We start from the raw sequence: 24613 nt of genomic DNA on the forward strand, positions 1-24613 counted from the left end.
CGGGAATGCACGTCTCCCTGCCCGGTGGCGAAGCGCCTTGCCAGGCACGGCGTAGGTGCGGTCAGCGTGGATGCGGAAGGCGCGGCGAGCCGGCCCCGCGGCGTCTGCGTTGGTCCTAGTGGGCAGGCATCGCGCGCAGGCGCGCGACGGTGTTCTCCAGGTCCTGCCATGCGGGTTTGTCGGGCGCAAAGCGCGCGCGCAGGTACTGCGCCAGCTGCGTGATCTGCTGGTCGTCGAGGGTGTCGGCATAGGCCGGCATCGCACCCAGTTCGCTGTTGGGCGGTGCCGGCATGCCTTGCAGCAGCACCTGGATCACGTTGTCCGGCAGCTTGCTGTGCAGGTTCGTATTGAGCGCCAGCGAAGGCTTGACGCCGAACTGGGCGATGCCCTGGTCCGACTGGTGGCAGACCGCACATGCGCTTTGGTACAGGCGTTCGCCGGGACCGCCCAGGGTGCGCGCGGCCTGCGCGCTGCGCTGCTCGATCTGCGCGGCCTGTGCGGCCAGTACGGTAGGCGAGGGCGGTGGCGTGCCGAACGAGGCCACGTAGTGCGCGATCGCGCGCACGTCGGACTCAGGCAGTTGCGCCAGTTCTTCGACCACCGGTGCCATCGGTCCGGCCGCGGCGCCATGGTGCGGCGCATAGCCGCCGCGCAGGTAGGTGAACAGCGCTGCTTCGGTCCAGGGCAGCGGTGCGTGCGACAGTGCGCTCAGCGGTGGCGCTTCCCAGCCTTCGGCGCTGCCGCCGGTCAGGTACTGGCGGCCGCCTTGCTCGGCACCGAGCGCGTTGCGCGGCGAATGGCAGGCGCTGCAGTGGCCCAGTCCTTCGGCCAGGTACGCGCCGCGATTCCATTGCGCGGAGCGCGACGGGTCCGGCGTGAAGCGCTCGTTGCGATGGAACAGCAGGTTCCAGCCGGCCAGCAGCGGGCGCACGTTGAAGGGGAACGCAAGCTGCGTCTGCGGGACTTCGGATTTCACCGGCTCTGCCGACATCAGGTACCCGTATAGCGCCTGCATGTCGCCATCGCTGATCTTCGCGAATGCGGTGTATGGGAACGCGGGATACAGGCGCCGTCCGTCGCGGTGGATGCCCTCGCGCATGGCGCGCTCGAACGCGGCGAAGGACCAGTTGCCGATGCCGGTCTGCACGTCCGGGGTGATATTGGTGCTGTAGACCGTACCGAAGGGCGTCTCCAGCGGCAGGCCGCCGGCGTTCTTCACGCCGCCCGGCGCGGTATGGCAGACCGCACAGTCTCCCGCGGCGGCCACCAGCCGGCCGCGTTCGAGCGTGGCGGCGGAATAGAAGCCGGCCTCGGGCGGCGCCACCGGTGCGATCGGCGCGCGCCAGGGCAGCAGCGTGGCGCACACGCCGGCAGCGGCTGCGGCGGCAGCGGCGATCCAGCCGCGCTTGCTGCGCTGGTTGCCGGGCCTGGCCTCGGCCAGCGCCAGGCGGATGCGATCGGCGCTGAAGGGCGGCGCGCGCAGGCGCACGCCGGTGGCGTCGTAGATGGCATTGGCCACGGCCGCGGCGGCGGGCATGGTGTCGGTCGGGCTGGCAGCCAGCGCGTCATGCGTGGCGAGCGTGCCGGCCAGGCGGATTTCCGGCAGGGTGCTGCCCGGCACGGCTGGCAGCGTCTGGCTGGCAGGTGGCGCTTCGGCCGGCCAGGTGTCGAAGGCGGGCGTGGCCGACGTCAGCTGCAGGGCGGCATCGGCCACGGCCTGCTCCAGCGAGCGCGCGGACGGCGCGGCTTGTGCGCGCGGCAGCGATTCACTGTCATGCCCCACCGTCACGCGCGTGACCGCCAGCTCGCCGGTGGTGCCGTCGACCTCGACCTCGGCCACCCATGCCGACCAGGTCTGCCCGGCTTCGTGATCGACGGTGTTGGCATAGGCAAAGCCGCGGCCGCGCTGCACGTTGCCGGCCGCTGTGTTGGCGCGGGGCGCGGCCGACGTCCAGCCGGCACGCTCGGACACTTGGCGTACCAGGGCTGTGCCGCGCGCATCGTCGAGATGCGCCATCCGCAGCGCGACCGGGTCGGTGCCGGAGTCGGCGGCAAGCTCGTCGAGATGGGATTCCCGGGCGAACACCTGGGCCCGGGCTGCCGCCAGTGGCGCCGCATCGGACGCGGCGGCGCTGCCTGTCGAGACCAGGTCGACATGCGGGATGCGATAGGGCGGCATGGCGGTGTCGCCTGCGTGGCCGGCAGCGATGCTGTCCGCCACGGGCGATGCCGTATGCGTCAGCCACAGCGCCAGCGGCACGGCCGGGGCTGCGGTGCCCGCCAGTGTTGCGGCGTAGGCTTCGACGGCGGTGCCGGCCAGCGCGGTGTCGACGCGCACATCGAGCACGGCATCGGCAAGGCCTACATCGGCCGCACACAGCCGACGCATCACGGGCAGTCCGGCGGCGTGGGCCAGCAGCGCCGCGTCGGCGGCGGCGTGCGGCGCGAGCAGCGCGGGGTCCGCGCGGTCGTCGGGCGATTGCCAGCAGGCCAGCACCACCTGTTGCGGCGCGATGCCCAGCAACGCGGCAAGCTCGGCGCGCAGCGCGCCAGGGCGCGTGCTTGGCAGCCACACGGTCAGCTTGCCGTCGCGCCAGTCGGCGACGGCCGTGCAATACGCCTCAGCGTGGGTGCCGGCCAGGGGCCACTGGTAGTGCTGCGTGTGGCGCGCATCGGCGCCGGCCAGCACCGCATCGGCATTGCCGCGCTGGGCCAGCGTGAGGCGCGCTACCGGCGCGTCGTCCGCGCGGGGCGGGGCGGACCATCGTGCCTGCAGCGCATGGGTTGCGTTGGTGGCCTGTGCGCCGGAAGCCGTTGCCATGCCGGCGAAATTGTTGCGGATGACGACCGCGCGCACGCCCGGCAGCGCCAGCGCTGCCTCGCGCTCCGCGCCCAGCAGGCGCGCCGTCAGCGGCTTGCCGTCGATCCAGCGCAGGCCAGGCGGTGTCAGCACCCGGGCAACCAGGCAGTCGGCGGCGGGCGGCGGCATGCTGCCCGCGACCGCGGTCGGGGTGGCCTGTGGCACGAGCCCTTCGTTCACGATGCCGACCCCTCGGCCGCCTGCCGTTGCAGCACCGCGGCCCGTTGCACCGCGCGCACGATTTCCACGTGGGTGCCGCAGCGGCACAGGTTGAAGCGCAGCGCCTCGCGGATCTGGGCCTCGTCGGGATCGGGGTTCTGCGCGAGCAGCGCCTTGGCGGTCATGATCATGCCATTCAGGCAATAGCCGCATTGCGCGGCCTGCTCATCGATAAATGCTTGCTGCACAGGGTCGGGCTGCGCGTCGGTGCCCAGTCCCTCCAGCGTGGTGACGGCGTGCCCGACCACGGCCCTGACCGGCAGCACGCAGGCGCGTGCGGGCATGCCGTCCACCAGCACCGTGCAGGCGCCGCACTGGCCCAGACCGCAGCCATACTTGGGCCCGTTGCAGCACAGGTCGTTGCGCAGGATGTAGAGCAGCGGCGTGTCAGGGGCCACGCTCAGCGTGTGCTCGGCGTAGTTGACTTGCAATGTCAGGGGGCGGGGCGTGTTCATCGGGGGCTGGGGGCGGTTTGAACATCACGCATCGCTGCGCCGCGCCCCTTCGATGAGGGGCTGCGGCGGGCAGGGTTGGTCAGGCGTCAGGCCGCTGCGGACAGCGTCCCGGTCCCGGCCGACACCAGCGGCACGTTGAAGACATCGTAGCCGAAACACCAGTCGGGGTTCTCGTTGCCGCGCAGCCAGGTGTTGTTGTGCGAGACCAGCTGGACCTTGCTTGCGCGCTCGTTGCGGTTCGCTTCATACAGCGCGAATGCCGAGGCGAAGTCGTCCACGCCGGTCTCGGTGAAGCAGCGCGTGAGCATGGCCGCATCCTCGATCGCCATCGCGGCGCCTTGTGCCATGTGCGGCTTCATCGGGTGGCAGGCGTCGCCGAGCAGCACCAGGCGGCCCCGGCTCCACAGCGGCAGCGGGTCGCGCTCCAGCAGCGGCCACTTGGTCACTTCAACGGTGCCTTCGATCAGCGACTGCACGCCCTCATGCCAGCCGTCGAACGCGGCGCGCATTTCCTCGATGCTGCTCGGCACCCAGCTCTTGCTCATGTCCCACTCGGGCTCGGGCACGCCGGTGACGTAGTAGATCTCGTCGAGCTTGCTGGTATCGAAGTAGACCATCATGTGGCGGTCGTCGGTCCACCACTTGGTGCAGCGCTCATGCGTGAAGCCCTTGACGCGCGCGATCGGGAACACCGCGCGGTGTGCCACGTAGCCCGTGTACTTGGGCGGCTCGGCGCCCAGCAGCGTCTCGCGGATGCGCGAGTTGACACCGTCCGCGCCGATCACGATGTCGGCCTCTTCGACCGTGCCGTCGGTGAAGCGCAACTGCACCACGTCGCCCTGGTCGGTGACGCTTTCCAGCTTCTTGTTGAAGAACAGCGTGTCGGGCGCCACGGCGTCGGTCAGCAGCTTGTGGAAGTCGCCGCGGTGCACGGTCAGGTAGCTGGCACCGTAGTGGCGCTCTGCGTAGTCGCCCAGCGGGATCTGCGCGATCACCTCGCCGGTCAGGCCGTCGCGGCTGTACCAGTAGTCGGGGTGGCAGCCCATGTCGTTGAGCGCGTCCTCGATGCCGATGCGCCGCATGATCTTCGTCACGTTGGGCCCCACATGGATGCCCGCGCCCAGGCGCGAGAACGCCGGTGCCTGTTCATACAGCCTGACTTGGAAGCCGGCTCGCTGCAGCAGGGCGGCCGCGGCCGTTCCTCCGAGTCCGGCGCCGACAACTGCGATTCGCGGTTTGCCTTGCACGTTCTTTCTCCTGGCAATGACACAAGGTCGATGGGGGCTGGGGCGGCCACTCGGCCGACCGTTGAAAACGAGTGTACACACTCAAAACATCAAAGTAAAAGAAGAAAATTATGAACCTATGGAAAACCCTTACGGAAATGTGATGACGCTCACGCATCGCGTTATATCGGTGAATTGATGCGCAAATACAGGGATTGATTAGTTAAGTATGCACTGAACGAGTGAATTCGCGGGCGCGCAGATTCTGTTTGCTTAGATAAAGTGTGTACACTACAATCAATCACAGCATGCAGGGCCGCCAGGCCGAGGCAGGCGGGTAGACAGACAAACAGATGACGGAGTCGACAGTGCAGAAAGTCTTCCGAATCGGCCAGATCGTGCCGAGCTCCAACACCACCATGGAAACCGAGATCCCGGCGATGCTGGCAGCGCGCCAGCTGGTGCGCCCGGAACGCTTCACCTTCCACTCAAGCCGGATGCGGATGAAGAAGGTGGTCAAGGAGGAACTGGCGGCCATGGATGCCGAATCCGACCGCTGCGCGGTGGAACTGAGCGACGCCCGCGTCGACGTGCTCGGCTATGCCTGCCTGGTGGCCATCATGGCCATGGGCCACGGCTACCACCGGGTGTCCGAGCAGCGCCTGCAGGCGCATACCGCCGAGAACGGCGGCGACGCGCCGGTGATCACCAGCGCCGGCGCGCTGGTCGATGCGCTCAAGGTGATGGGCGCGAAGCGCATCGCCGTGGTGGCGCCCTATATGAAGCCGCTGACCGAGCTGGTGGTCGACTACATCCGCAATGAAGGCTATGAGGTGGTCGACTACCGCGCGCTGGAAATCCCCGACAACCTTGAGGTGGGGCGCCACGACCCGGCACGGCTGCCGGAGATCGTCGCGCAGATGAATACGGCCGACGCCGATGTCATCGTGCTGTCGGCGTGCGTGCAGATGCCGTCGCTGCCAGCCGTGGCCAAGGTCGAGGCGATGACCGGCAAGCCGGTGGTCACCGCCGCCGTCGCCACCACCTATGCGCTGCTGAAGCGGCTCGGGCTGGAGCCGGTGGTGCCGGGCGCCGGCGCGCTGCTGTCGGGCGCGTACTGAAGGGGGCGGCCATGGCAGACAGCACCTTTCTCTACGGCGCCAACGTGAACGCCAACGGCATCCGCCAGCACTACCTGCGCTATGGCGGGCAGGGCGGTGCGCGTGCGCAGCGCGATGCCGTCATCATCGTGCCGGGCATCACCAGCCCGGCGGTGACCTGGGGCTTTGTCGGCGAGCAATTCGGGCAGCAGTTCGATACCTATGTGCTCGACGTGCGCGGCCGGGGCCTGTCGCAGGCCGGCGCTGAGTTGGACTACAGCCTCGATGCGCAGGCTGCCGATGTGATCGCGTTTGCGCAAGCGCTTGGCTTGCAGCGCTACGCCATCGTCGGCCATTCGATGGGCGCGCGCATCGGCATCCGCGCCGCGGGCAGCAAGCCGGCGGGCCTGACGCACCTGGTGCTGGTCGATCCGCCGGTGTCGGGGCCGGGCCGCCGCCCGTACCCGTCGCAACTGCCGTGGTACATCGATTCGATCCGGCTGGCGCAGCAGGGCATCGACGTGGAAGGCATGCGCCGCTTCTGCCCGACTTGGACCGAGGACCAGTTGCGCCTGCGCGCGCAATGGCTGCATACCTGCGACGAGCGCGCGATCCTGGCCAGCTTCAATGGCTTTCATGAGGACGATATCCACGCCGACCTGCCGCACGTCGCCGTGCCGGTCCTGCTGATGACCGCGGGCCGTGGCGACGTGATCCGCGAGGAAGACGTGCAAGAGATGCGCAAGCTGCTGCCCGCACTGCTGCTTGTGCATGTCGCCAACGCCGGCCACATGATCCCGTGGGACGACGAGGCCGGCTTCTACCGCGCCTTTGGCGACTTCCTGGGTGCGGCGCTGAACTAAACGAGGAGCGAACATGCCCGTAAGCGATTACGACCTGACCGCGGCGTGGAAGCAGGTGCTGACGCTGTCGAAGCTTGAGCCGGGGCAGACCGTCACCGTGCTGACCGGCGCCGCCACGCATCCGCAGACGCTGCGCACCGCGATGGTGGCGGCGGCATCGATGGGCGCCATCGTCAACCGGCTCGACTTGCCGCCGGTCAATGGCGAAAAGGCGCTCAGCCGCGACGCGCTGGCCTATCTGGGGACCACGCCGCTGACCGGCAACCCGGCCGCCATTGCCGCACTCAAGGCCAGCGACCTGGTGCTGGACCTGATGACGCTGCTGTTCTCGCCCGAGCAGCACGAGATCCTGGCGCAAGGCACCAGGATCCTGCTGGCTGTGGAGCCGCCCGAAGTGCTGGCGCGGCTGGTGCCGACCGAAGCCGACCGCGCCCGCGTCAAGGCCGCGGCCGCGCGGCTGGGCAAGGCGCGCGAGATGCATATCGTGTCCGACGCCGGCATGGACCTGCGCTGCCGCCTGGGCGAGTTCCCGGCGATCAGCGAGTACGGCTTTGTCGACGAGCCCGGCCGCTGGGACCACTGGCCGAGCGGCTTCGTGCTGACCTGGCCGGACGAGGGCGGCACCAACGGCACCATCGTGCTGGACCGCGGCGACATCCTGCTGCCGATGAAGTCCTATCTCCAGGCGCCGATCCGCATTACGGTCGAAGCCGGCTACGTGCGCCGCATCGAAGGCGGCGTGGACGCGGAGTTGCTGGCCGACTACATGGCCTCGTTCAACGACCCCGAAGCCTATGCCATGTCCCATATCGGCTGGGGGCTGCAGCCGCGCGCCAGCTGGTCGGCGCTGGCGATGTATGACCGTGAGGCCACCATCGGCATGGACGCGCGCGCCTACGAGGGCAACTTCCTGTGCTCGTTCGGCCCCAACAACGAAGCCGGCGGCAGCCGCACCACCGCCTGCCATATCGACATCCCGGTGCGCCACTGCACCGTCAGTCTGGATGGCGAGCCCGTGGTGGTGCGCGGCAAGGTGATGGACGGCCACCACGCGCCGGCCGCTTCTCTCTACAAGGACGCGCGCCATGGATGACGCCGTGCAGACTTACCAACGCCAGGGCTTTGGCGCAGCCATGGAACTGAGAGCGCCGTACGGCCTGCTGATCATCGACTTCGTCAACGGCTTCGCCGATCCGGCGGTGTTTGGCGGCGGCAATATCCCCGAGGCGATCCGCAACACGCAGCCGCTGCTGCGCACCGCGCGCGAGCAGGGCTGGCCGGTGGCGCACAGCCGCATCGTGTTTGCCGACGACGACAGCGATCACAATATCTTCACGCTGAAGGTGCCGGGCATGCTGACGCTGAAGGAGGATGGCCACAACAGCAAGATCGTGCCGGAGCTGGCGCCAGCGCCGGGCGAACTGGTGGTGCGCAAGACGGTGCCGTCAGCGTTCTTCGGCACCTCGCTGGCGGCGTGGCTGACGCAGCGTGGCGTGCAGACGCTGCTGGTGGCGGGTTGCGTCACCAGCGGCTGCGTGCGCGCCAGCGTGGTCGACGCGATGTCGCTGGGCTTCCGCCCGCTGGTGGTGTCGGATTGCGTGGGCGACCGCGCGCTGGGCCCGCATGACGCCAACCTGTTCGACATGGCGCAGAAGTACGCCACCGTGCTGACGCGCGACGAGGCGCTGGCGCAGGTTGCCGGCGTGCGCGCCGCCGCCTGAGGCGTGGCGATGCGGCCGGGCCTGGCGTCAGCCTGCCGCCGCGCGCCGGCCGCGGGCCGTCTTGCGCGGCGCGGCCGGCGGCGCCACATCCGCATCCGGCACAGCGCCGGGCACGGCCACGGCGCGCAGCACCGTCTGCTGGATCACATCGCGCCAGTGCGCCAGCGCCGGCGGGCTCATCATGGGTTCGCCCAGGAAGGCGCTGAGCGTATGATGGTTGGAGTTGTAGAAGTAGCCAAGCGAAGCGATCACCATATAGACATCGCGTGCGGCCGCGTCCGGCCGGAACAGCCCCGCGGCCTTGCCGCGCGCGAGGATGCCGTCGAGCACCGACAGCGCGTAGCTGGAGATCTCGCGCAGCCGCACCGACTTCTTCGCGTGCTTGCCCTGGCTCATGTTCTCGCTGGTCAGGATGGCGACGAACTCCGGATGATCCAGGTAGTACTGCCAGATGAAATCGATCAGTTGCGACAGCGCACGCACGGGGTCGGCGGCGTCGAGCTCATGTTCCAGCTGCTGCTCGGCTTCATTGAGCTGCAGGTAGATGGTCTCGAGCACTTCGACAAACAGCTTTTCCTTGCTGCCGAAGTAGTAATAGATCATCCGGTCGTAGGTCTTGGCCAGCGACGAGATGCGTTCGATGCGGCCCCCGTCGTAGCCGCGCTGGGCGAAGACCTTGATCGCAGCCTTCAGGATGCGGTCGCGGCTGTCCTGCGCTTGCCTGGCCCGCGTGCCGGCTGGCGCCCGCTTTGCGGTTGGCTTGGGCGCGGTCGTGATCGTCATGGTCGATGCTTGGGCTATTCCACTGTTGGCTTGCAGTATAACGGGCGCCCCGGGGCGCAGCCGGTGAAGGAGATGGCAGAACGATGACGGCAACCAATCTGCAAGCCGCGGCACAGGCCGACGCCGACACGCCGCGCACGCTGCGGCTGGCGCTGCTGCAGGCCACCGGCGTGCTGCTGGTGACGCGCGCCCCGCAGGCGGCGGCACGGCCCGCGCCCGGCCAGCCCGGCGCGGCGTCGGACTACGTGCCGGCACTGCCGGACATCTTCATTGCCTTGCGCGACAGCGGCGAGGTGCTGGCCTTCAACGGCCACGTCGACCTGGGCACCGGCATCCGCACGGCACTGGCGCAGATCGTGGCGGAAGAACTCGACGTGCCGCTCGAACGCGTACGCATGGTGCTTGGCCATACCGAAGCCACCCCCAACCAGGGCCCCACCATTGCCAGCGCATCGATCCAGATCTCGGCGCTGCCGTTGCGCCGCGCCGCCGCCCAGGCGCGTGCGTGGCTGCAGGCGCGTGCCGCGCAGCACCTCGGCGTGGAAGCCGGCGGGCTGGAGGCAGAGGACGGCGTCTTCCGGGTTCCCGGCACGCAGGCCAGCGTCGGCTATGGCGCGCTGCTTGCCGGCGAGCACCTGGAACTGCCGCTGGCCGACGACATACCGACCAAGCCGGTCGAGTCCTACCGCATCGTCGGCCGTGCCGCGGGCCGCGTCGATATTCCCGGCAAGGTGCGCGGCGCACTGACCTTTGTCCACGACGTGCGCGTGCCCGGCATGCTGCATGGCCGCGTGGTGCGACCGCCGTATGCGGGGCGCGACAGCGGCCACTTTGTCGGCAACAGCCTGCTGGAAGTCGATCGCGACTCCGTGCGCGACGTGCCGGGCGTGGTCGATGTGGTGGTGCAGGGCGACTTTGTCGGCGTGGTGGCCGAGCGCGAGGAATACGCGGTGCAGGCCGCGCGCCGGCTGCGCGTGCGCTGGAAACCCATCCCGCCACTGCCGGCGCTGGACGATCCGGAGCCCGCGCTGCGCGCCAACCCGGCCACGCGGCGCGAGTTGCAGGCCGACGGCGAACTGCCGGCAAACGGCGCCGGCATGGCATTGCAGCGGCGCTTCGTCTGGCCGTACCAGATGCATGGCTCGATCGGCCCGTCATGCGCCGTGGCCGACTGGCATGACGATGGCCTGACAGTCTGGTCCGGCACGCAGAACCCGCATGTGCTGCGCATCGATCTGGCAAAGTTGTGCGGGCTCGGCGAAGACCGCATCGAGATCGTGCGCTTGGAGGCTGCCGGCTGCTACGGGCGCAACTGCGCCGACGATGTAGGCGCCGACGCGGCACTGCTGTCGCGCGCGGTCGGGCGGCCCGTGCGCGTGCAGCTCTCGCGCGAGCAGGAACACCTGTGGGAGCCCAAGGGCGCGGCCCAGCTGATGGACGTCAGCGCCACGCTGGGGCCGGACGGCGCGCTGCTTGGCTATGACTTCACCAGCCGCTATCCGTCCAACGATGCGCCCACGCTGGCGCTGGTGCTGACCGGTGCCGTGCCCAACGCGCCGCGCACGCTGGAGATGGGCGATCGCACCGCCGTGCCACCGTACGCGTATGGCGCGCGCCGCATCGGTTGCGACGACACGCCCGCGATCGTGCGCGCGTCCTGGCTGCGTGGCGTGTCGGCGCTGCCCAATGCGTTTGCGCATGAGTGCGTGATCGATGAGCTGGCAGCAGAGGCGGGTGCCGATCCCGTGGATTTCCGGCTGCGGCACCTGCCGGATGAACGTGCCGCGGCTTTGCTGCGCGCCGTGGCCGAAGCGGCTGGCTGGCAGCGGGGCGTGGCCGGATCGCGGGGTATCGCGGATGCCGAAGGCCGGCTGCGCGGCCGGGGCGTGGCCTATGCCCGCTATATCCACAGCCGTTTCCCGGGGTTCGGCGCAGCGTGGTCTGCCTGGGTGGTGGACCTGGCGGTGGATGCCGGCAGCGGCCGCATCACCATCGAAAAGGTGGTGGTCGGGCAGGACACGGGCATGATGGTCAACCCCGACGGCGTGCGCCATCAGATCCACGGCAACGTGGTGCAGACGCTCAGCCGGGTGCTGAAGGAGCAGGTGCGCTTCGATGCGGAGGGTGTCGCCAGCCGCGAATGGGGCAGCTATCCGCTGCTGACCTTCCCGGAAGTCCCGCCGATTGAAGTGGTGCTGATGCCGCGGCAGTCGGAGCCGCCGCTGGGCGCCGGCGAATCGGCCTCGCTGCCGGGTGCGCCGGCGATCGCCAATGCCTTGTTCGATGCGCTGGGGGTGCGGCTGCGCCGGCCGCCTTTCGCGCCGGAGACGGTGCTGGCGGGGTTGCAGGCCCGCTGAGGCCCCCAAACTCAAAGCGGCGCCTGCTCAGGCGCCGCCATTCCCCTCGTCAATCTCACTCATCTTGCGCAGCAGGTAGGTCACCGCCACGCGCTCGGCCGGGTTCAGGCCGCCGAAGGTCTGCTCCGAGATCTCCTTCGCAAACGGCACGGTCTCATCGATCAGTGCCAGCCCGGCGGGCGTGACCGTTACCACCACCTTGCGCCGGTCATTGGGATCGTGCGACACCGCAATCAGCTCGCGCGACTTCAGCCGGTCGATGATGCCCCGCACCGTGGCCTGGTCGATGGCGGTGGCGCGCACCACCTCGTTCATCGAACACGGCTGGCGGTCCCTGACCGCGCACAGCACCACGAACTGCGCCGCGGTCAGCTGCGAATCCGGGATGGTCTGCTGGAAGATCGCCACATGGCGCTGGTAGGCGCGCCGCAGCAGGTGGCCCACCTGCTCGGTGAAATCGTAGTCGGCGGCGGTCTTGCCGGAAGGCGTGTCGGAGGGCTGGGGCACGAACCTGGTGCAGTGGGTAAGGTGACTCAGAGTATACCGAGGAAGGGGCCGGGAAGGTGGCCGGGGCCGCCGCGGCGATGGCCGATGCCATTGCGTCTTTTCGAATACAATCGTCGGGTCGTTTCGCGGGGCCGACGTGCCCGCCCGCTTTCCCCCTGTATTCCCCGTGCCAGCCTCCCAGAAGTCTCTCGCCGCACCTGCCGCGCTGCCGTCGCCGCAGCGCTCGGGGCTTGTCATCGCCGCCGTCGGAGCGGTGCTGTTCTCCGCCAAGGCGATCGTCGCCAAGCTGATGTACCGCTACAACGTCGATGCGGTGATGGTGATCACGCTGCGCATGCTGTTCGCGGTGCCGCTGTTCATGGCGATCGGCTGGTGGCAGTCGCGCCGGCTGGCGCCGCTGTCGTGGGCGGATCGGGGCCGCGTGGTGTTTCTCGGATTTATCGGCTACTACCTGTCGAGCTTCCTCGATTTCATCGGGCTGCAATACATCACCGCCGGGCTGGAGCGGCTGATCCTGTTCCTGACGCCGTCGTTCGTGCTGCTGGCCACCGCGCTGGTGTTCCGCCGGCCGATCGCCATGCGCCAGTGGCTGTCGCTGCTGCTGGCCTACGCCGGCATCGTGCTGGTATTCGCGCATGACCTGGACGTCAGCGGCAGCCAGGTGTGGCTGGGCGGCGCGCTGGTGCTGGGCAGCGCCTTGACATATGGTATCTACCTGATCCTGAGCGGCGAGCTGGTGCGGCGCATCGGCTCGCTGCGGCTGGTGGCGTATGCGATGTGCGTCTCGACCGCCTGCTGCGTGATCCAGTACCTGGTGCTGGGCCGGCCGGTGTCGGAACTGGCGCAGCCGGCGCCGGTGATGTGGCTGTCACTCGTCAATGCGGTGTTCTGTACCGTGCTGCCGGTGTCGCTGACCATGGTGGCGGTGTCGCGCATCGGCGCGCCGATGGCGTCGCAGGCGGGCATGATCGGCCCGGTGTCGACGCTGTTCCTGGCCTTCTGGCTGCTGGGCGAACCCGTCAGCGGCGTGCAGCTCGCCGGCAGCGCGCTGGTGATGGGCGGCATGTATTTGCTGTCGGCAAGAAAAACGTGATTCCAGGCCGGCCGCCGAGCTGGCCCGTCAAAGACAACAGACAAAGGAGAAAGACATGGATCTGGGACTGCGCGGCAAGCATGCGCTGGTATGCGGCGCCAGCAAGGGCCTGGGCTTTGCCTGCGCCGATGCGCTGGCGGCCGAGGGTGTTGACGTGGTGATCGTGGCGCGCGGCGCCGAGGCGCTGGAGAAGGCCGCTGCCGGCTTGCGCGCGCGCCATGGCCGCCGCGTGATCGCGGTGGCGACCGACATCACCACGCCCGAAGGCCGCAAGGCGGCGCTGGACGCCGTGGCCAAGCTGGGCGACCTCGACATCCTGGTTAACAACGCCGGCGGTCCGCCGCCGGGCAACTTCCGCGACTGGGAGCGCAGCGACTGGCTGGCCGCACTGGACGCCAACATGCTGACCCCGATCGAGCTGATCAAGGCCACCGTCGACGGCATGATCGCGCGCAAGTGGGGCCGCATCATCAATATCACCAGCGGCGCGGTCAAGGCGCCGATCGATGTGCTGGGCCTGTCCAATGGCGCGCGCTCGGGCCTGACCGGCTTTGTCGCGGGCGTGGCGCGCGAAGTGGCGCAGCATGGCGTGACCATCAACAACCTGCTGCCGGGTCCGTTCAACACCGACCGCCTGCTCAAGACCATGGAAGGCGGGGCCAAGAAGGCTGGCCTGAGCGTCGATGAGGTGGCGCAACGCCGCGCCGCGGCGAACCCGTCGCGCCGCTTCGGCGAGCCGGCCGAGTTCGGTGCTACCTGCGCCTTCCTGTGCAGCCGCCATGCCGGCTACATCACCGGGCAGAACATCCTGCTCGATGGCGGCGCCTACCCGGGCACCTTCTGATTCCGCTGCTTTCTCCTGTTTCCTGACGTTCACCGACCCCGCAACAAGGAACCCCTGATGACTCGCCCCCGCATCGCGCTGATCGCCCACGACCACAAGAAGGACGATATCGTCGCCTTCGCCACGCGCCACCGCGCCTTCCTTTCGCAGTGCGAGCTGCTGGCCACCGGCACCACCGGCGGGCGCCTGATCGACGAGGTCGGGCTGGAGGTGACGCGCATGCTGTCGGGGCCGTGGGGCGGCGACCTGCAGATCGGCGCGCAACTGGCAGAAGGCCTGGTGCGCGCCGTGGTGTTCCTGCGCGACCCGATGACGCCGCAGCCGCATGAACCCGATATCAACGCGCTGGTGCGCGCCTGCGACGTGCACAACGTGCCGTGCGCGACCAACGTGGCCACTGCCGAGCTGTTGATCGCCGGGCTGACGCGCGAGGCTGAAGCCGGCAACTGAATTCCCATCGATGCATCACCATAACGAGGAGCGACACAGATGAGCAAAGCCATCCGGATCGAGCAGACCGGCGGTCCCGAAGTCATGCAGTGGGTCGATGTCGAAGTGGGCGATCCCGGCCCCGGCGAAGTGCGCGTGCGCCATGAGGCGGTGGGCCTGAACTACATCGATGTCTATTTCCGCACCGGGCTGTACAAGCAGCCGCTGCCGGGCGGGCTGGGCATGGAAGGCGCCGGCGTGGTCGAAGCGGTGGGCGAGGGCGTGCGCCACGTCGCCGTGGGCGACCGCGTGGCCTACGCCGGCCGTCCCACCGGCGCCTACGCGCAGGTGCGCGTGATGCCGGCCGATATCGTGGTGCGGCTGCCCGATGCGATCCCGTTCGACACCGCCGCGGCGATGATGCTGCAGGGCCTGACCGCGCAGTACCTGATCCGCGACAGCTACAAGGTGCAGCCGGGCGACACGGTGCTGCTGCATGCGGCCGCCGGCGGCGTTGGCCTGATTGCCAGCCAGTGGCTCAAGGCGCTCGGCGTGACCGTGATCGGCACCGTGGGCAGCGACGAGAAGGCCGAACTTGCGCGCGCCAATGGCTGCGCCCATACCATCGTCTACACGCGCGAATCCTTCGTGGACCGCGTCAAGGAAATCACCAACGGCAAGGGTGTGGCGGCGGTCTATGACTCGATCGGCAAGGACACTTTCGAGGGCTCGCTCGACTGCCTGGCGCCGCGCGGCACCATGGTCAGCTTCGGCAATGCCTCGGGCCCGGTGCCGCCGTTCGATCTGTCGGTGCTGAGCAGCAAGGGGTCGCTGCGGCTGACGCGCCCGACGCTGATGACCTACGTGGTGAATCGCGAGCTGCTGGAGCCGATGGTGGCCGACCTGTTCGACGCCGTGGCCACCGGCAAGGTGAAGATCGACATCCGCCAGCGTTACGCGCTGTCCGAGGTGGCGCAGGCGCACCGCGACCTGGAATCGCGCAAGACCACCGGCTCGACCATCCTGCTGCCGAACTGAGCACCAGCCAGGCAAGCAAAAGCCCCGGGGCGGCAGGTGCCGCGCCGGGGCTTTGTCATTCAGCGATGCGGTCAGTGCGGCCGGACCGTGGTGGCGGTGGCGCGCGTCTGCGCCTGGCGCAGGATATGCGGCGGCAGGCGCTTCAGGATCAGGTGCACCGCCAGCGGAATCAGCACCACGTCATCGACGATGCCCAGGCCCGCGACCACATCGGGGATCAGGTCGATCGGCGAGATTGCGTAGAGCAGGAGCCCGATGGCGGCGGGCTTGAGCCAGGCCGGCGCGTCCGGATGGCGCAGCGCGTACCAGAACAGGCGGCCGTCGCTACGAACCAGCGTCCACAGGGCCGAAAATCGCTTCCACATGAGAGGCCTCCTTCACATTGTGGGCGCCGGTCACTGGCGCATGCACAGATAGCTTGGGCCGTTATCGGCGGCTTCAAGTTCCGGAGGTGCAGGGAGATGCCTTGGGTATAGCCAAGGCTGGCGGTTTGCGCCCCTCTCCCGCTTGCGGGAGAGGGGCGGGGGAGAGGGCAGGAGCGTCAAAGGCTGAGGGCGGTGGGTGAAAACCGTTGGCCCCGCTTGGTGTGGCTCCTAGCTAAACCACCGCTCTCCCCGACCCTCTCCCGCTGATGGGAGAGGGAGAACACCTTGCTTAGGCAAGCTCGGGCGGCTCAGGAGCACCGGCGATCAGCCCGGGATCTTGCCTTCCACGCCTTCGACATAGAACTTCACGCCGTGCAGGAAGCCATCGTCGGCCACCTGGTCCTTGGCCAGCTGTTCCTTGCCAGTGTTGTCCTTGATCGGACCCTTCCAGATCGGCGCGCTGCCGTCGGCGATGCCCTTCTTGCGCTCTTCGACCAGCGCCTTGACGTCAGCCGGCACGTCCGCGTTGAAGCCCTTCAGGTCGATCATGCCTTCCTTCAGGCCCCACCACGTGGTGCCGTTCTTCCACTGCTTGTTCAGCACGTCTTCCACCACCTTGTTGTAGTAGACGCCCCACGAGATCACCGACGCGGCCAGGTGGGCCTTGTCGCCGAACTTGCTCATGTCGCTGTCCCAGCCAAAGGCGTGCACGCCCTTTTCCTGCGCGGTCTGCACCACGGCGGCGGAGTCGGTGTTCTGCATCAGCATGTCGACGCCCTGGCCGATCAGCGTGGTGGCGGCTTCGCGCTCCTTGCCCGGATCGAACCACTTGTTGACCCACACCACCTTGACCGTGGCCTTGGGGTTGACGCTGCGCGCGCCCAGTGTGAACGAGTCGATATTGCGGATCACCTCGGGGATGGGCACCGATGCCACCACGCCCATCTTGCCGGTCTTGCTCATCTTGCCGGCGACCACGCCCGCCAGGTAGGCGCCCTCATAGGTGCGCACGTCGTACTGCGCCAGGTTCTCGGCGGTCTTGAAGCCGGTGGCGTGCTCGAACTTCACGTCCGGGAATTCCTTGGCGACCTTGAGCATCGACTCCATGTAGCCGAAGGTGGTGCCGAAGATCAGCTTGTTTCCCTGACTGGCCAGGTCGCGGAACACGCGCTCGGCGTCGGCGGCGGATTCGGGCACGTTCTCGACGAAGGTGGTCTTGACCTTGTCGCCGAACTTCTCTTCCACGGCCTTGCGGCCGGTGTCATGCGCGAAGGTCCAGCCGGCATCGCCGACCGGCCCGATATAGACGAAGGCGACCTTGAGCGGCTCGGCCTTCTGCCCGGCCGCGGGCGCGGAGGCCGCGCCTGCCGTCTCGGCAGGCTTGTCGGCCTCTTTCTTGCCGCAGCCTGCGAGGGCCAGCACGGCGGTGGCGGCCAGGGCCGCCAGGGTCTTCCTGCGCGTGACGATCATGATTTCTCCTTGTGATGAATTGTTGGTAGCTCAGGGATTTCCGTCAAAAAAAATGAGGCTCAGGCATTGCCGGGCCGGAAGGGCTTGCCCAGCGAGGCCGGCATGTTCAGCCGGATCCAGGCCGGATTGCGCGAGATCAGCGCCAGCACCACGATGGTGGCGGCGTACGGCAGCATCGACAGGAATTGCGATGGCACCGATACGCCGATCCCTTGCAGGTAGAACTGCAGGATGGTCACGCCGCCGAACAGCCACGCCCCCACCAGCACCCGGCCCGGGCGCCAGGTGGCAAAGGTGGTCAGCGCCAGCGCGATCCAGCCGCGGCCGGCGACCAGGTTCTCGACCCACATCGGCGTGTACACCAGCGACAGGTAGGCGCCGGCCAGCCCGCAGCAGGCGCCGCCGAACAGCAGTGCGCCAAAGCGGATGGTGCGCACCGGGTAGCCCAGCGCGTGCGCCGATTCCGGCGCTTCGCCGATCGCGCGCAGCGTCAGCCCCGCGCGCGTGCGGAACAGGAACCACATGATGGCGAAGCACAGCAGCAGGCTGAAATACACCATCCAGTGATGCTGGAAGAAGGCCGGCCCGAAGAAGGGCAGGTCGGCCAGGCCGGGCACGGCCTTGGCCTGCGCCGGCATGGCGTGGCCGACAAAGCGCTGGCCCATGAAGGCCGACAGGCCGGTGCCGAAGATCGACAGCGCCAGGCCGGTGGCGACCTGGTTGGTGGCCAGCACCAGCGCCAGCCACGAGAACAGCGTGGCCATCAGCATGCCGGCGAGCGCGCCGGCGGCAAAGCCGAGCAGCGGCGACTGGGTCTGGTAGCCGACCATGAAGCCGGCCACCGCGGCCACCAGCATCATGCCTTCGGCGCCCAGGTTGAGCACGCCCGAGCGTTCGTTGATCAGCAGGCCCAGCGCGGCCAGCAGCAGCGGCGTGCCGGCGTTGATGGCGGTGGCGATGAGGGGAGCGAGTTGTTCCATATTGTTCGGTAGCTCCGCTCAGGCCGTGGTGGCGCGCCAGCGCAGGCGGTTTTCGATCAGCGTGTCGCAGGCCAGCAGGAAGAACAGCAGCATGCCCTGGAACACCCAGCCTATGGCCGACGGCAGGCCCAGGCGCGATTGCGCCATCTCGCCGCCGATATAGAACAGCGACATCATGATGCCGCCGAACACGGTGCCGACCGGATGCAGCCGGCCGATGAAGGCAACGATGATGGCGGTGAAGCCGTAGCCCGGCGAGATCGACGGCAGCAGCTGGCCGATCGGGCCGGTTACTTCGAACGCGCCCGCCAGGCCTGCGGTGGCGCCCGAGATCAGCAGCGCGCTCCACAGCGCGCTGCGCGCCGAGAAGCCCGCGTAGCGCGCCGCCGCCGGCGCGGTGCCGCCCACCTGCAGGCGGTAGCCCGCAAAGCTGCGGAACACGAACACGGTCATCACCGCCACCAGCACCAGCATCACCACAAAGCCGACATGCAGGCGCGAGCCCGACATCAGGTTGGGCAGCAGGTACGCGGACGAGAACACCTTAGACTGCGGGAAGTTCATGCCGTTGGGATCCTTCAGCGGCCCATTGACCACCCACAGCAGCAGTTGCTGCGCGATATAGGTGAGCATCAGCGAGACCAGGATCTCGTTGGCGTTGAACCTGTCCTTGAGCACCGCCGTGAGCGAGGCCCACAGCATGCCGCCGATCATGCCGGCCAGTGAGGCCAGCACCAGCACCACGGTGCCGTTCATGGCCTGGCCCGGCACATCGAAGTAAAGCACGGTGGCGCCGGCGCAGATGCCGCCGGCAATCAGCTGCCCGTCGGCGCCGATATTCCACACGTTGGCGCGGTAGCACACCGACAGGCCGAGCGCGCACAGCACCAGCGGCACGGTCTTGAGCAGCACCTCGCCGATGGCGCGCTGGTCGCGCAGCGGATCGGCCAGGAAGACCTTGAGCGCGGCCACGGGGTCCTTGCCGAGCACCAGGAACAGCAGCGCGCCGAACAGGAGCGTCAGCGCCAGTGCGATCACCGGCGAGGCATAGGCCATGGTGCGCGAGGGCAGGCCACGCGGCGTCAGCGAGAGGGGGGAGCGGGGCAGCAGTTGTCGCACATCAGTCATGGCTTGCCACCTCCGCGCCGGATTGCGCCTGGGCGGGTCCGCCTTGCCACAGTCCGCTCATCCACAGGCCGACCTGCTCGCGCGTGGCGGTCTCGGTCGGCACCGAGGGCGACAAGCGGCCCTTGGCGATCACGTGCAGCCGGTCGCAGATCGCGAACAGCTCATCGAGCTCCTCCGACACCACCAGGATGGCGCAGCCGGTGGCCTTCAGCGCCAGGATCTCGTTGTGGATCTGCGCCGCTGCGCCCACGTCCACGCCCCAGGTCGGTTGGGCCACGATCAGTACCTTCGGGCCGCTTTCGATCTCGCGGCCGACAATGAATTTCTGCAGGTTGCCGCCGGAGAGGCTGCGCGCCAGCGCCTCGGGGCCGCTGGCCTTGACGCGGAATCGGCTGATCACCGCCGCGGCCAGCCCGGTGGCGGCCTTGGGCGAGATCATGCCCCGCCGCACGTAGGGCCGCGTCTGGTGCGACAACAGGATATTGGTGGCCAAGCTCATGCCCGGCACGGCGCCGCGGCCCAGGCGTTCTTCCGGCACGAAGGCCAGGCCGGCGCGGCGGCGCTGGCGTGCATCGCGCTTGCCCACCAGCCTGCCGCCGAGCTGCACCGATACGTTGGCCGCGCGCGTGTCTTCGCCCGACAGCGCTGCCAGCAGTTCCTGCTGGCCGTTACCGGAGACCCCCGCAATGCCGACGATTTCGCCCGCATGCACGTCCAGCGAAATCCGGTTCAGCTCGGTGGCGAAGGCATGCGCACGCGGCAGCGACAGCTCCTGCACGCTCAGCTGCACCGGGCCGCGAAAGGCAGCCACGCGCGTCTCGCGCGGGGGCTCGCCGCCGATCATCAGGCGCGACAGCGAGGCCGCGGTTTCCTGGCGCGGATCGCACACGCCGGTGACCTTGCCCATGCGCATCACGGTGGCCTGATGGCACAGCGCGCGGATCTCGTCGAGCTTGTGGCTGATATAGAGGATGCTGGTGCCCTCGGCGGCCAGCTGGCGCAGCGTGACGAAGAGTGTATCCACCGCTTGCGGCGTCAGCACCGAGGTGGGTTCGTCCAGGATCAGCAGCTGCGGATTGGCCAGCAGCGCGCGCACGATCTCCACGCGCTGGCGCTCGCCGACCGACAGCGTATGCACATGGCGGTTCGGCTCCAGCGGCAGGCCATAGCGCTCGGCGGTGGTGCGGATGCGCTCGGCCAGCTGCTTCATGTTGCCTTGCTGCCCGGCGGGCAGGCCGAGCGCGATGTTCTCGGTCACGGTCAGCGTGTCGAACAGCGAGAAATGCTGGAACACCATGGCGATGCCCAGGTTGCGGGCGTCGTGCGGGCTGTTGATCGTGACCTGCGCGCCGTTGAAGTGCATCTCGCCGGCATCCGGACGGACCGCGCCAAAGATAATCTTCATCAGGGTGGACTTGCCTGCGCCGTTTTCACCCAGCACGGCATGGATCTCGCCGGGAGCGACGCTTAGGCTGACGTCGTCGTTGGCGACGACGCCCGGGTAGCGCTTGCTGATATGGGCCAGCGCCAGCCTGGGAGGGAGTTGTGATGTCACTGAGGCGGCTCGGGTTGTTGTGGTGGCAGCAACGTGGGATGAGTCAACGGCGCGGCAGTGCGTGGCGCAGCATCGCCGCGACGCATTGCAGCATTCATCATGGTCTGGTGATGCCCGATATTGGTGATGGATTATATAAGTGAGCGGGGACCGGGCGGGCCGATTCCGGCGTCAATCCAGTCCCTGCAACGGTTTGGGGGCGGTTGCAAGTCGCGTGCCGGCTACAGCACGAAAAAACCGCCGGCTCCTTGCGGAGCCAGCGGCTGGGCTGGCGCGGCAGCGGCGGGCGGCCAGGGCGGCCGCTCGCTGGCAGGGCTCAGGCGTCGATGGCGGCGGCGCTGGTGGCGAAGCGCCCGTCGCGGAAGTCCGCCAGGGTCTGGTAGATCTGCTCCTGCGTGTTCATCACGAACGGCCCGTACTGCGCGATCGGCTCGTTCAGCGGCTGGCCCGCGATCAGCAGGAAGCGCGCGTCGGCCTCGGCCCTGACGATGACGCCGTCAGACTGGCCGGCGTTGTCCAGCACGCCCATGCGCTGGGCCTCGATCACGGCGCGGTCGTCGCCGTTGCCGATCGAGACCTCGCCCCGGTACACGTAGACGAACGCGTTGTGCCCGACCGGCAGCGCCTGCGCAAAGGTCTGGCCGGCCGGCAGGTGCACGTCCAGGTAGACCGGCTCGGTCACCGGGCGCGTGATCGCGCCGGCCACGCCGTGCGTGGCGCCCGCCAGCACGCGCACCGTGCCGCCGTTGTCCAATGCCACCGTCGGGATCTCGGCGGCGGGCAGGTCGCGGTACCACGGCGCGGTCATCTTGTCCGCGGCCGGCAGGTTCAGCCACAGCTGGAAGCCCTCCATGCGGCCGTCTTCCTGCTCGGGCATTTCCGAGTGGACCACGCCGGCGCCCGCCACCATCCACTGCGCGCCGCCGTTCTGCAGCAGGCCCTCGTTGCCGGCGCTGTCGCGATGGCGCATGCGCCCGGCCAGCATGTAGGTGATGGTCTCGAAGCCGCGGTGCGGGTGATCGGGGAAGCCGCCGATGTAGTCGTCCTTGCTGTCGGTACCGAAGGCATCGAGCATCAGGAACGGGTCCAGCCGGCGCTGCAGGTTCTGCGTCAGCACGCGGGTCAGCTTGACGCCGGCGCCGTCCGAGGTGGCGATGCCCCGCACGACGCGATCCACGGCGCGCGAACGTTGCACGGTTTCGGCAGCGGCGGCGGGAACGGTGGCGAGGGTGGTGGTAAGGGTGTCCATGTCTTTCTCCTGTGGGCGGGTCCCGCGCGGCAATGGCCAGGCCGGGTTCCCGTCGTTTCAGCTACCTCGTCAATTTAGTGGTTTGGCGCGGAAAGAGTAGAGGGTCGCCGGGCAACAGATTGTTCTGCTGGCGTACCAATTACCTGCGTCGGTCTCCGCGAATTCAGAACGATCCGAGTGATCGCGATGTGCTGACTAATGCACGGCCGAAACTGCCGTCCCAGTGCTGCCAATTCGCGCCAGATCGGCGCAGGAAGGCCGGAAGAATGCGGGAAGATGACAGGATCGATGAAGATCGCTATAATAGCGCTCTCTTTGTCATCCGTTGAAGCGAGATGCGGGGGTGGAAAAACCTCGCTAGCCCTTGCCAGTCAACGGCCGATGTACCGGCGGCGCGTCGGAAAACTTCAATACTTGCGCTGCCACTGGCCAACCGATCGCAACATGCTTGCGGCGCCGGTTGCGCCGCTTCAGGGACTGCCATCCAACCCGGCATCCCGTCAATCGGACTTCCCGCCCACGGCGGAGGAATCCACAGACCGTCCGCCGGCAATCGTGCCGGTCATGGCGGCAATGCAATCTGAACCGGGACTGGTGGCGCCCCATCTCCGCACGCACCAGCCCATATTGTTTTCCATCGCCGGGAAGTGGCGTGCTGCGCGCTTTCCGGTTTCGGAAAAGGGGAGAGTATGTCAAAGGAATCGGCACGGGTCTTCGCCTGGGCAGGACTGACGCTTGCCGCGCTGGCCGCACTGGTGGCATGGATCGGCGTCGATGTGATCCGCCAGTACCAGGAGCGCCTGCTCTACGACGTGGCCGACCACTTGCGCCTGGTGGTGCTGTCCATGACGCTGGCGCTGGCCACCGGCATCCCGGCCGGCATCGCGCTGAGCCGCCCGTGCATGCGCCGCTGGGCCGACCGCCTGATGCAGGTCTTCAACGTGGGCAATACCGTGCCGTCGCTGGCGGTGCTGGCTCTGGCCCTGGCCGTGCTCGGCATCGGCGAGCGGCCCGCCATCCTGGCGCTGTGGCTGGCCTCGCTGCTGCCGATCGTGCGCAATACCTACGAAGGCCTGCGCAATGTCTCGCCCACGCTGCTGGAAGCGGCGCGTGGCATCGGCATGACCCCGGTGCAGCGCCTGGTGCGCGTGGAACTGCCCAACGCACTGCCGGTGATGCTGGCCGGCATCCGCATCGCCCTGGTCATCAACGTGGGCACGGTGCCGCTGTCGTTCCTGATCGGCGCCAACAGCCTGGGCGAGCTGATCTTCCCGGGCATCTATCTGAACAACCAGCCGCTGCTGCTGCTTGGCGCGGCCGCCACGGCGCTGCTGGCGCTGGCCCTGGACGCGCTCTTTGCCGCCGCCGGCCAGCTGTACCTGCGCCGCCGCGGCCTGGCGCGCTGAACATGGGGACCGAAATGGAAAACCAGATGCAATTCATTCGCCGCCGTGCCCGGCGTGTCGCCCTGGTGGTGGCTGCCGTCACCGCCTTTGCGGCGGGCCTGGCGCTGGCCACTGCGCCTGAAGCGCATGCCGAGGCCACGCCGATCCGCGTGGGCGGCAAGAACTTCACAGAGCAGCTGCTGCTGTCGTCAATGACGTCGAAGTACCTGCGCGCCAAGGGCCTCACCACCGAACTGACCGCCGGCCTGGGCAGCACGCTGATGCGCCAGGCAATGGAGAGCAACCAGCTCGACGTGGTGTGGGACTACACCGGCACCGCGCTGATCGTGTTCAACAAGGTCCAGGAAAAACTGGGCGCCAGGGAAAGCTACGAGCGCGTCAAGCAGATGGATAGTGCGCGCGGGCTGGTGTGGCTCGATGCCTCGAACATCAACAACACCTATGCGCTGGCGATGCCGAAGGAACGCGCGGCCAGCGGCGTGACCACGCTGTCGGGCTTTGCCGAGCAGATGCGCCGCGCCGGTCCCGACGCCAGCCACCCGTTCGCGGTCGACATGGAATTCGCTGCGCGCCCGGACGGCCTGGAGCCGCTCAAGGCGCTGTACAAGCTGCCGTTCTCGCGCCGCGACGTGATCCAGCTCGACCCGGGCCTGGTCTACACCGCACTGAAGAACAACCAGGTGGAACTGGGCCTGGTCTATGCCACTGACGGCCGCGTCAAGGGTTTCGACCTGGTGCTGCTGGAAGACGACCTGCACTTCTTCCCGCCATACAACGCCGTGCCGGTGGTGCGCAAGCCGGTGCTTGACCAGCGCCCGGAGCTCGCGGGCCTGCTCAACGCGCTGGCGGCCAAGCTCGACAACGAGAGCATGACCGACATGAACTACAAGGTGGACATCGGCCAGCAGCCGGTGGACAAGGTCGCGGAGGATTTCCTGCGCCGCCACGGACTGATCTGAGGAGGG

22 protein-coding genes are annotated in these 24613 nt (G+C 68.3%); 11 read left to right on the forward strand and 11 right to left on the reverse strand.

Translation table 11 applies throughout. The features are described 5' to 3' along the window. Positions 1-115: 115 nt before the first annotated feature. The 3 genes from KB879_RS04545 to KB879_RS04555 all read right to left on the reverse strand — a co-directional run bounded on the left by KB879_RS04545 (position 116) and on the right by KB879_RS04555 (position 4781). The gene (locus KB879_RS04545) at positions 116-2989 is read right to left on the reverse strand and encodes a c-type cytochrome (RefSeq protein ID WP_371827409.1); all 2874 of its coding nucleotides are present in this window, start codon (positions 2987-2989) and stop codon (positions 116-118) included. 47 nt (positions 2990-3036) lie between these two features. Next, entirely contained in the window at positions 3037-3534 is a 498-nt protein-coding gene (locus KB879_RS04550) for a (2Fe-2S)-binding protein (RefSeq protein ID WP_211980830.1), read from the reverse strand. Positions 3535-3620: 86 nt separating this feature from the next. Further along, positions 3621-4781 carry an FAD-dependent monooxygenase gene (locus KB879_RS04555; RefSeq protein WP_013955908.1) on the reverse strand — a complete coding sequence of 387 codons (1161 nt, stop codon included), beginning with the start codon at positions 4779-4781 and terminating at the stop codon, positions 3621-3623. Between the two features lie 347 nt (positions 4782-5128). Between KB879_RS04555 and KB879_RS04560 the strand changes: the two genes are divergently transcribed. The 4 genes from KB879_RS04560 to KB879_RS04575 are packed head-to-tail and all read left to right on the forward strand — an operon-like array spanning position 5129 to position 8444. Further along, on the forward strand, positions 5129-5881 hold the full coding sequence (locus tag KB879_RS04560) for an Asp/Glu racemase (RefSeq protein WP_010812897.1): 753 nt from the start codon (positions 5129-5131) through the stop codon (positions 5879-5881). A gap of 11 nt (positions 5882-5892) precedes the next feature. Continuing rightward, positions 5893-6723 (forward strand): alpha/beta fold hydrolase, encoded by an 831-nt coding sequence (locus KB879_RS04565; protein ID WP_211980831.1) that lies wholly within the window; start codon positions 5893-5895, stop codon positions 6721-6723. Between the two features lie 13 nt (positions 6724-6736). Next, positions 6737-7816 carry a hypothetical protein gene (locus tag KB879_RS04570; RefSeq protein ID WP_013955911.1) on the forward strand — a complete coding sequence of 360 codons (1080 nt, stop codon included), beginning with the start codon at positions 6737-6739 and terminating at the stop codon, positions 7814-7816. Further along, a complete protein-coding gene (locus KB879_RS04575) occupies positions 7809-8444 on the forward strand; it encodes an N-carbamoylsarcosine amidohydrolase (RefSeq protein WP_013955912.1) in 636 nt (211 codons plus the stop codon). Before KB879_RS04570 ends, KB879_RS04575 begins: the two co-directional genes overlap by 8 nt. Before the next feature lie 27 nt (positions 8445-8471). Here the strand turns inward: KB879_RS04575 and KB879_RS04580 are convergent, their stop codons facing one another. Beyond that, entirely contained in the window at positions 8472-9227 is a 756-nt protein-coding gene (locus KB879_RS04580; protein ID WP_153955045.1) for a TetR/AcrR family transcriptional regulator, read from the reverse strand. Between the two features lie 83 nt (positions 9228-9310). Between KB879_RS04580 and KB879_RS04585 the strand changes: the two genes are divergently transcribed. Then, positions 9311-11584, forward strand: a complete 2274-nt coding sequence (locus tag KB879_RS04585; RefSeq protein WP_211980832.1) for a molybdopterin cofactor-binding domain-containing protein — start codon at positions 9311-9313, stop codon at positions 11582-11584. 27 nt (positions 11585-11611) lie between these two features. Here the strand turns inward: KB879_RS04585 and KB879_RS04590 are convergent, their stop codons facing one another. Then, the gene (locus tag KB879_RS04590) at positions 11612-12091 is read right to left on the reverse strand and encodes a MarR family winged helix-turn-helix transcriptional regulator (RefSeq protein ID WP_013955915.1); all 480 of its coding nucleotides are present in this window, start codon (positions 12089-12091) and stop codon (positions 11612-11614) included. A 205-nt stretch (positions 12092-12296) separates the two neighbouring features. Between KB879_RS04590 and KB879_RS04595 the strand changes: the two genes are divergently transcribed. The 4 genes from KB879_RS04595 to KB879_RS04610 are packed head-to-tail and all read left to right on the forward strand — an operon-like array spanning position 12297 to position 15495. Further along, a complete protein-coding gene (locus KB879_RS04595) occupies positions 12297-13184 on the forward strand; it encodes a DMT family transporter (RefSeq protein WP_211982120.1) in 888 nt (295 codons plus the stop codon). Positions 13185-13239: 55 nt separating this feature from the next. Further along, the gene (locus tag KB879_RS04600) at positions 13240-14028 is read left to right on the forward strand and encodes an SDR family oxidoreductase (protein WP_010809246.1); all 789 of its coding nucleotides are present in this window, start codon (positions 13240-13242) and stop codon (positions 14026-14028) included. Positions 14029-14085: 57 nt separating this feature from the next. Further along, positions 14086-14478, forward strand: a complete 393-nt coding sequence (locus tag KB879_RS04605) for a methylglyoxal synthase (RefSeq protein WP_013955917.1) — start codon at positions 14086-14088, stop codon at positions 14476-14478. A 39-nt stretch (positions 14479-14517) separates the two neighbouring features. Further along, positions 14518-15495, forward strand: coding sequence for a quinone oxidoreductase (locus tag KB879_RS04610; protein WP_013955918.1), 978 nt, complete (start codon positions 14518-14520; stop codon positions 15493-15495). A gap of 71 nt (positions 15496-15566) precedes the next feature. On the opposite strand, the gene KB879_RS04615 is transcribed toward KB879_RS04610, so the two are convergent. The 6 genes from KB879_RS04615 to KB879_RS04640 all read right to left on the reverse strand — a co-directional run bounded on the left by KB879_RS04615 (position 15567) and on the right by KB879_RS04640 (position 22242). Beyond that, positions 15567-15860 (reverse strand): YkvA family protein, encoded by a 294-nt coding sequence (locus KB879_RS04615; protein WP_013955919.1) that lies wholly within the window; start codon positions 15858-15860, stop codon positions 15567-15569. A 324-nt stretch (positions 15861-16184) separates the two neighbouring features. Continuing rightward, positions 16185-17330 (reverse strand): BMP family ABC transporter substrate-binding protein, encoded by a 1146-nt coding sequence (locus tag KB879_RS04620; protein WP_013955920.1) that lies wholly within the window; start codon positions 17328-17330, stop codon positions 16185-16187. A gap of 59 nt (positions 17331-17389) precedes the next feature. Further along, positions 17390-18310 carry an ABC transporter permease gene (locus tag KB879_RS04625; RefSeq protein ID WP_018312370.1) on the reverse strand — a complete coding sequence of 307 codons (921 nt, stop codon included), beginning with the start codon at positions 18308-18310 and terminating at the stop codon, positions 17390-17392. A gap of 18 nt (positions 18311-18328) precedes the next feature. Beyond that, positions 18329-19438 (reverse strand): ABC transporter permease, encoded by a 1110-nt coding sequence (locus KB879_RS04630; RefSeq protein ID WP_013955922.1) that lies wholly within the window; start codon positions 19436-19438, stop codon positions 18329-18331. Then, complete coding sequence (locus KB879_RS04635) at positions 19431-20993, reverse strand: ABC transporter ATP-binding protein (protein ID WP_013955923.1); 1563 nt, start codon at positions 20991-20993, stop codon at positions 19431-19433. The genes KB879_RS04630 and KB879_RS04635 overlap by 8 nt, the downstream gene beginning before the upstream one ends. Before the next feature lie 316 nt (positions 20994-21309). Further along, positions 21310-22242 (reverse strand): pirin family protein, encoded by a 933-nt coding sequence (locus KB879_RS04640; protein ID WP_013955924.1) that lies wholly within the window; start codon positions 22240-22242, stop codon positions 21310-21312. Between the two features lie 689 nt (positions 22243-22931). Here KB879_RS04640 and KB879_RS04645 point away from each other — a divergent pair. Then, complete coding sequence (locus KB879_RS04645; RefSeq protein ID WP_013955925.1) at positions 22932-23648, forward strand: ABC transporter permease; 717 nt, start codon at positions 22932-22934, stop codon at positions 23646-23648. A 26-nt stretch (positions 23649-23674) separates the two neighbouring features. Further along, on the forward strand, positions 23675-24607 hold the full coding sequence (locus KB879_RS04650; protein WP_249221251.1) for a glycine betaine ABC transporter substrate-binding protein: 933 nt from the start codon (positions 23675-23677) through the stop codon (positions 24605-24607). The last annotated feature ends 6 nt before the right edge of the window (positions 24608-24613 follow it).

The organism is Cupriavidus sp. KK10, assembly GCF_018223725.1.
Lineage (GTDB): Bacteria > Pseudomonadota > Gammaproteobacteria > Burkholderiales > Burkholderiaceae > Cupriavidus > Cupriavidus necator.